Source organism: Corallococcus sp. 4LFB (genome assembly GCF_046520365.1).
Taxonomy (GTDB): Bacteria; Myxococcota; Myxococcia; order Myxococcales; family Myxococcaceae; genus Corallococcus; species Corallococcus caeni.
This window is the reverse complement of the sequence record NZ_JBKGHJ010000441.1, coordinates 1-7,059: the sequence shown is the minus strand read 5'-3', so window position 1 is coordinate 7,059 and position 7,059 is coordinate 1. Positions and strand designations below refer to the sequence as shown.

Below are 7,059 nucleotides of genomic sequence, written 5' to 3'. Positions count from 1 at the left end.
GCCGGCCAGGTGCAGGGCCCGCACGTAGCGCGCGGCCGCGACCAGGTCCTCGCCCGCCAGCCGCTCCACGTCCTGGAGCTGGACGCCCTCCGGCAGCCACACGCGGCCCTCCTTCCGGTCCTGCCGCGCGTCCTTGAGGATGTTGACCAGCTGGAGCCCCTCTCCGAACAGCGGGGCCAGCGAGCGCAGGTTCGGCGCGTACGGCGCGAGGCGCGGATCCAGGACGAACAGGTCCGTGAGCAGCTCGCCCACCAGCCCCGCCACGATGTAGCAATAGTCACGCAGGGACTGGAGCGACCCCAGCCGCAACAGCCCGCTTTCGGAGGCGCCGGCCAGCACCTGCCCCATTCCCTGCACCGTCTTCAGCACGAAGTGGCGCAGGATGGCGCCGGCCTCCGGGCGCAGCGCGTCCAGGCTCGCCAGCAGCGTGGGGGTGCTCGCGAGCAGGTCCAGGTAGCCCGCGTTCTCGCTGGGACGGCGCGCCAGCCACTGGCGCGACAGCGCCTCGGCGTCCACGCCCGGGGTCTCCTGGAGCAGCGACGCGAAGGCGGCCAGGGCCTCCCGCCGCTCGTCGCGCGTCCAGGGGGCGGCGTCCTCCAGCGTGTCGGCGACGCGCAGCAGCAGGTAGCCCAGGCCCACCTCGCGGCGCAGCGGCTCCTCGAGCAGCGGGATGGCGAGCGCGAACGTGCGGCTGGTCCGCTCCAGGAAGTCCGCCAGTTCGTCATCCCGGAACGGCAGGGCCGTCGCGGTGGGGGCGTCACTCAAGGAACCGTCCTCCGGGCACGGGCGCGACGTTGCCGCCCGGGGGCCCTCACTGCCACAAGCCACCCACCGACACACGCGAGAACATGCGGGCCCGGCGCGAGGGGGCCCCGGCGGACACGGGTTCCCGGATTCCCGCGCTCTGGCCGGCCCGGGAGCCGCGCACCGGGGATTCCGGTGCACGGGGGGCACGGCGGGGGGCCTCAGGGCGCCGGAGCGACCGTCGGCTTCGGGGCCGCGGGCTGCACGGGCTGAGCCGGCGGCGTGGGGGGCACGGGCTGGGCCGCGGCGGCGGGCTTCGGCGCCGGCTTCTCGTGCGACTCCAGCATCTTGCCGTTGTCGGCCGCGATGCGGCGGTACCACGCGTCCGGGTAGCGCGGGTGGCCCACCTTGCCCGTGGCGTCGCGCACGTTGCCGTCGATGTACTTCACGAGCATCTGCTCGCCCAGCTTGCGCCAGCGCGCGTGGACCTTGTCGCCCTGCTGCATGGAGTACTCGGTGAGGTACTGGCGGGCCTGCTCCGGCGTCCGCTTGTAGAGCACCTGCGCGATGCTCTCCACGTTGGGCTGATCCGCCAGGAACTGGCCCTCCAGGTCCCCCTGCGCCTTCTGCACGTCGACGATCATGTCGCTCCAGCGCCCGTAGGCCTGGTTCGACACCCAGTTGAAGACCCAGAAGGAGGAGTCCCAGGAGAAGTCCCCGCGGCTGGCCACGCCCTGGGCGAAGTTCTTCGGCACCTGCCGGATGCCCGCGTACATGGGCGTGTAGACGGTGGTGAAGGTGTCATCCACGCCGAACCACAGCACCCCGCCGATGGCGTCCGGCAGCGACGCGCGCATCTGCGCGACGAAGGAGAAGCCCGTCTGCTGCGTGGAGATGGCGCGCTCGTGCACGTAGCTCTTGCCGTCCACGTCCCACGTCATCGGGCGCCAGCGGTAGGGCACCGCGTAGGGCCCCGCGCCCACGTCCCTGGACATGTCCAGCGGCGTGCCCTCGAAGTGGTCGCGCATGAGCGCCATGGCGTCCTGCACGGACACCTTCTTGTCCGGCTTCACCCACAGGGGCAGGCGCTTCGTCGTGTCCGCGCCGTCCGCGTACTCCACGCCCAGCTTCAGGGACGGGGCCGCGCGGCGGAAGATGCTCCACACGCGCGCCTCGCTGAAGCGCTGCCCGCCGAAGTCCAGCGGGTGGTACGTGTCCGCGAAGCTGAAGTCCTTGTCCGCGCCCTTGTACCAGCCCTTCGCGCGCGCGAAGGTGATGACGTCCGGCGAGTACAGCGTGGTGCCGCTGTCGTTGAGCGGGAACTGGCGGATGCGCGACTGGTTGGCGTGCGCGGAGATGTAGCCGTCCGGCAGCTTGCGGGCCACCCACACCGCGCCCTTCTGCCCCTCGCCCTTGCCAATCATCTCCAGAATCCACGCCTCCTTCGGGTCGGCGATGGAGAACGTCTCGCCGGTGGAGGCGTAGCCGTGCTCGGCGACCAGGTCCGTCATCACCTGGATGGCCTCGCGGGCCGTCTTCGCGCGCTCCAGCGCGATGTAGATGAGCGACCCGTAGTCGATGAGGCCCGCGGGCCCCTCCAGCTCCTTGCGGCCCGTGAAGGTGGACTCGCTGATGGAGAGCTGGTGCTCGTTCATGTTGCCCACCACGGAGTACGTGGCGGCCGGCTGCTTGATGCGGCCCAGGAACTTGCCGGAGTCCCACTCCACGACGTCGCGCATGGCGCCGGCCGCGTGGCGCCGCGCGGGCGTGTAGTACAGCTCGCCGTACAGCTCGTGCGCGTCCGCCGCGTAGGTGATGAACGTGGAGCCGTCCGTCGTGGCGCCCTTCGTCACCAGCATGCTGGTGCAGGCGTCCGCGAGACGGGGGCCACGAGCACCGCCGTCAGCGGCAGCGCGGTGAGGAGGGTCGAAGGGAATCGGTTCATGGCGGCGCAATCTAGCAGGACCGCCGCCCGCTGCCCGCCCGGACAGGCCGCCCGGCCCTCGGGCACCCGGGCCCCCGCCGCGCGGGCGCCATGCGGGAAGCCGATGGCCGCCGAGCGCCGCGCTACTTCCCGGCCCTCACGCGCGATGGCAGCCGCCGCACCGGGACGCTAGGGTTGGCGCTTCCCGCCCCGGGGCCCTCCGGCCCCAGGGCTCTCCCTGGAGGAAGCCGTGACGGAGATCGTGGTGGGCCTGGTGGTGTTCTTCGTCCTCACGGTCGTGCTCGGCCCCGCCCTGTGGAGCTCCCGCATCTGGTGGAGCAAGGCGGACCGCGAGCAGGTGAAGGACAAGCACGGCCGCCCCCGCAAGGACGCGAAGGACGCGTAGGGGCGGCCGCTCGCGGTGCCTGGAGGCTACTCGTCGTTCTGCCGCAGCGCGGCCAGGACGTTGAGGTCCTCCAGCGTGGTGGTGTCCTGCGTGGACTGCTTGCCCGCGGCCACGTCGCGCAGCAGCCGGCGCATGATCTTCCCGGAGCGCGTCTTGGGCAGCCCTTCCGCGAAGCGGATCTCATCCGGCCGCGCGATGGCGCCAATCTCCTTGCCCACGTGCACCGCCAGCTCCTTCTTGAGCGCGTCCGAGGGAGCGTTGCCCTGCTTGAGCGTCACGAAGGCCACGAGCGCCGTGCCCTTCAGGTCGTCCGGGCGGCCCACGACGGCGGCCTCGGACACCTTCGGGTGCGCCACGAGCGCGCTCTCCACCTCCGCGGTGCCCAGGCGGTGGCCCGCGACGTTCACCACGTCGTCCACGCGGCCCATCAGCCAGAAGTAGCCGTCCGCGTCCGTGCGCGCGCCGTCGCCGGTGAAGTACATGCCGGGCAGCTCGCTGAAGTACGTGTTCACGTACCGCTCCGGGTCCCCGTACACGCTGCGCAGCATGGACGGCCAGGGCTTCGTCACGAAGAGCAGCCCGCCCTGCCCCTTCGGCACGCGATTGCCTTCGCGGTCCAGAATCTCCGCGTGGATGCCGGGCAGCGGGAGGGTGGCGGAGCCGGGCTTGGTGGGCGTCGCGCCGGGCAGCGGGGAGATCATGATGCCGCCCGTCTCCGTCTGCCACCACGTGTCCACCACGGGGCAGCGCCCCCCACCGATGACGTCGCGGTACCACATCCACGCCTCGGGGTTGATGGGCTCGCCCACGCTGCCCAGGAGGCGCAGCGAAGTCAGGTCGTGCTGCTTCACCGGCGCGTCGCCCAGGCGCATGAAGGCGCGGATGGCGGTGGGCGCGGTGTAGAGGATGGTGGCCTTGTAGCGCGCGATGATGTCCCAGAAGCGGTCCGGCCCCGGCTGCGTGGGCGCCCCTTCGTAGATGATGGTGGTGACGCCGTTCATCAGCGGGCCGTAGACGACGTACGTGTGGCCCGTCACCCAGCCCACGTCCGCAGTGCACCAGTAGACGTCCTCGTCGCGCAGGTCGAACACCCAGCGCGTGGTGAGCGACGCGCCCAGCGCGTAGCCGGCCGTGGTGTGCAGCACGCCCTTGGGCTTCCCGGTGGAGCCGGACGTGTAGAGGATGAACAGCGGGTGCTCGCTCTCCACCCACTCCGGCTCGCAGGTGTCGGACTGGCCCTTCACCAGCGCGTCCCACGCCACGAACTTCGGTCCCTCGGGCAGCTTTCCGTCACCGGTGCGCGTGAGGAGACGACCTTCTCGATGCTGGGGGCGTTGGGGAGCGCGGCCTCCACGTTCTTCAGCAGCGGCACCACCGCGCCCTTGCGCCAGCCGCCGTCCGCGGTGAGCAGCACCTTCGCGCCCGCGTCCTTCATGCGGTCCTGGAGCGCCTCCGCGGAGAAGCCGCCGAACACCACCGAGTGCACCGCGCCCAGCCGCGCGCACGCGAGCATCGCGACGGCGGCCTCCGGCACCATGGGCAGGTAGATGCCCACGCGGTCGCCCTTCTTCACCCCCAGCGACTTGAGGCCGTTGGCCAGCCGGTTCACCTGCTGGGACAGTTCTCCGTAGGTGATGGCGCGGCGGTCGCCCGGCTCGCCCTCGAAGAGGATGGCGGGCTTGTCCTTCAACTTCGGCAGGTGCCGGTCCAGGCAGTTGTAGGCGAGGTTGGTCTTGCCCTCGACGAACCAGCGCGCGTGGGGCGGCTTCCAGTCCAGCACCGTCTGGAAGGGCTCCTTCCAGTAGAGCTCCTCGCGGGCGCGGTCCCCCCAGTACCTGTCCGGATCCTTCGCGGCCTCGTCCCACAGCCGCTGGTAGTCCTGCATGCCGCGGATGTGGGCCCGCTCGGAGAACTCCCTGGGCGGGGGGAAGACGCGGGACTCGGTCAGGACCGAGACGATTTCGTGGGTGTTGGCCATGGGCGTCCCTCAGCTGGAGCGTGGGAACAGCGCTCCTGTTCTAGGAAGCCCACCCCACTATCTCAAGGGTTCCCTTCGCAGCGGGTGTTCCCCTGAACGCCGTCGAAGCGGAACCACAGCTCGCAGGTGCAGGCGGTGTTGTTGTTGGCGTCGTAGGCGAGCCGCAGTTGCCCACTGAACTCGGTGGCGCACCGCGTGGTCGCGTCCAGGTGCACCTGGACCTGGTCGAGCAGGCACTCGGTGTCCCCGTCCACGGTGGTGCTGACGTTGGCCACGCTGCCGTCGGCGGTGAAGCCCTCGCCCTCCTCCAGGAAGTAGCCGAGCAGCTGCATGTTCTGCACGCCGAAGTCCGCGCGCACCACGCGTCCGGAGATCTGCAGGCTCAGCTGGAGGTTGCCCTGGAACGTCTCCAGCAGCCCGCAGTCGTCGCGCAGCGTCTCCGTGGGGATGAGCTCGTACTCGCCCTCGTTCTGGCTGTAGGGCAGGCAGCCCGCCAGGGTGGAGGCCACGAGGGCGGTGAGGCAGAGGCGTCGCAGGGTAGACACGGCACGCACCATCGCCCACGGGAGACATCCGGAACGGGCGCTTGCCGGGGGGCTTTGGGTAGAGTGCGACGCCATGCCTGAATACCGCAACCCCAAACCCACCGTGGACTGCATCATCGAGCTGTCCGGCGAGCGCATCGTGCTCATCCGCCGCGCGAACCCACCGGTGGGCTGGGCGCTGCCGGGCGGCTTCGTGGACGAGGGCGAGCCCCTGGACAAGGCGGCCATCCGCGAGGCCAAGGAGGAGACGGGCCTGGACGTCGAGCTTACGGAGCAGTTCTTCAGCTACTCGGATCCGAAGCGGGACCCGCGCCTGCACACCATCTCGACGGTGTTCATCGCGAAGGCGACGGGGGAGCCGGTGGGCGCGGACGACGCGGCGGAGGCGAGGACGTTCACCCTGGACGCGCTGCCCCAGGACCTGTGCTTCGACCACGGCACCATCCTGTCGGACTACCTGACCTACAAGCGCACCGGGAAGCGCCGCAAGCTGTAGGCGGACGCGGGCCTTCTCGGATGCACTACCTGTTCGTCCTCCTGGCGCTCGGGGCGCTGCTCATCGTGCATGAGCTGGGGCACCTGGTGGCCGCGCGCCTGCTGGGCGTGCGCGTGCCGCGCTTCACCGTGGGCTTCGGGCCGCCGCTCCTGTCGTTCCGGCTGGGCGGGACGCAGTTCGTGCTGGGCGCGGTGCCGCTGGGCGCGTCCGCGAACCTGCAGGGGATGAACCCGCACCGCTCCGCGGAGGAGGACACGTCCGGGTTCGGCACGCTGGGGCCGCTCAAGCGGATGGCCATCATCCTCGCGGGGCCGCTGGCGAACTACGCGGTCGCGGTGGGGCTGTTGTTCGCGCTGTATTCGTCCGGCACGCACGTGGTGGTGCCGCTGACGGTGGGCACGGTGCTGCCGGGCTCGGAGGCGGCGCGGGCGCAGCTCTTGCCGGGGGACCGGCTGGTGGGGGTGGACGGCAGGCCGCTGGGGAACTGGTCGGACTTCGTCACGCGGGTGGCGGACGGGGTGGGCGGCTCGCTGGCGCTCTCGGTGGACCGGCACGGAGAGCCGCGCACGGTGACGGTGCGGCCCCGGGCGGACGAGCACGGCACGGGGCGCATCGGCGTGAGCCAGCAGTACGTGTTCCGCGAGCACGCGCCCGGCGAGGCGTTCAGGCAGTCGCTGGTGCACACCGGGCGCGTGGCGTCCGAGGCGCTGTCCACGCTGGTGGCGATGGTGCGTGGGCCGCAGGTCGCGGGCCGGGCCGGGCCGGGCGCGCTGATGCGCCAGGAGTCCTCCGACGTCGCGTCGTCCACGGCGTCCGGGGTGGATGCGCTGGTGCGCGCGCTGGTGGCGGCCTCCGTGGCGCTGGCCATGCTGACGCTGGTGCCGGTGCCGGGCCTGGATGGCGGCCGGGTGCTGCTGCTCGCCATCGAGGCGGTGAGCGGACGGCGCATCCCGCCGCGCGTGGAGA

General features: G+C 71.4%; 5 protein-coding genes and 2 pseudogenes. 3 read left to right on the top strand and 4 right to left on the bottom strand.

The window, feature by feature from the left end:
* Together ACLEQD_RS33340 and ACLEQD_RS33335 are read right to left on the bottom strand one after the other, a co-directional pair.
* On the bottom strand, nucleotides 1-765 hold a 765-nt coding region (locus ACLEQD_RS33340), incomplete at its 3' end, for a squalene/phytoene synthase family protein (RefSeq protein ID WP_410389586.1).
* A 200-nt stretch (nucleotides 766-965) separates the two neighbouring features.
* A pseudogene (locus tag ACLEQD_RS33335) lies at nucleotides 966-2,689 on the bottom strand (dipeptidase).
* 229 nt (nucleotides 2,690-2,918) lie between these two features.
* Here ACLEQD_RS33335 and ACLEQD_RS33330 point away from each other — a divergent pair.
* Complete coding sequence (locus ACLEQD_RS33330; protein WP_158625595.1) at nucleotides 2,919-3,074, top strand: hypothetical protein; 156 nt, start codon at nucleotides 2,919-2,921, stop codon at nucleotides 3,072-3,074.
* 26 nt (nucleotides 3,075-3,100) lie between these two features.
* Here the strand turns inward: ACLEQD_RS33330 and acs are convergent.
* Nucleotides 3,101-5,052 (bottom strand): annotated as a pseudogene (gene acs, locus ACLEQD_RS33325) (acetate--CoA ligase).
* 62 nt (nucleotides 5,053-5,114) lie between these two features.
* Nucleotides 5,115-5,597: a hypothetical protein gene (locus tag ACLEQD_RS33320; RefSeq protein WP_410389585.1), complete on the bottom strand. Its 483-nt coding sequence runs from the start codon at nucleotides 5,595-5,597 to the stop codon at nucleotides 5,115-5,117.
* A 73-nt stretch (nucleotides 5,598-5,670) separates the two neighbouring features.
* Between ACLEQD_RS33320 and ACLEQD_RS33315 the strand changes: the two genes are divergently transcribed.
* Both ACLEQD_RS33315 and ACLEQD_RS33310 read left to right on the top strand, forming a co-directional pair.
* Nucleotides 5,671-6,093: an NUDIX domain-containing protein gene (locus ACLEQD_RS33315; protein WP_410389584.1), complete on the top strand. Its 423-nt coding sequence runs from the start codon at nucleotides 5,671-5,673 to the stop codon at nucleotides 6,091-6,093.
* Nucleotides 6,094-6,113: 20 nt separating this feature from the next.
* Nucleotides 6,114-7,059 (top strand): M50 family metallopeptidase (locus ACLEQD_RS33310; RefSeq protein WP_410389583.1); only part of this gene is annotated, 946 nt, incomplete at its 3' end.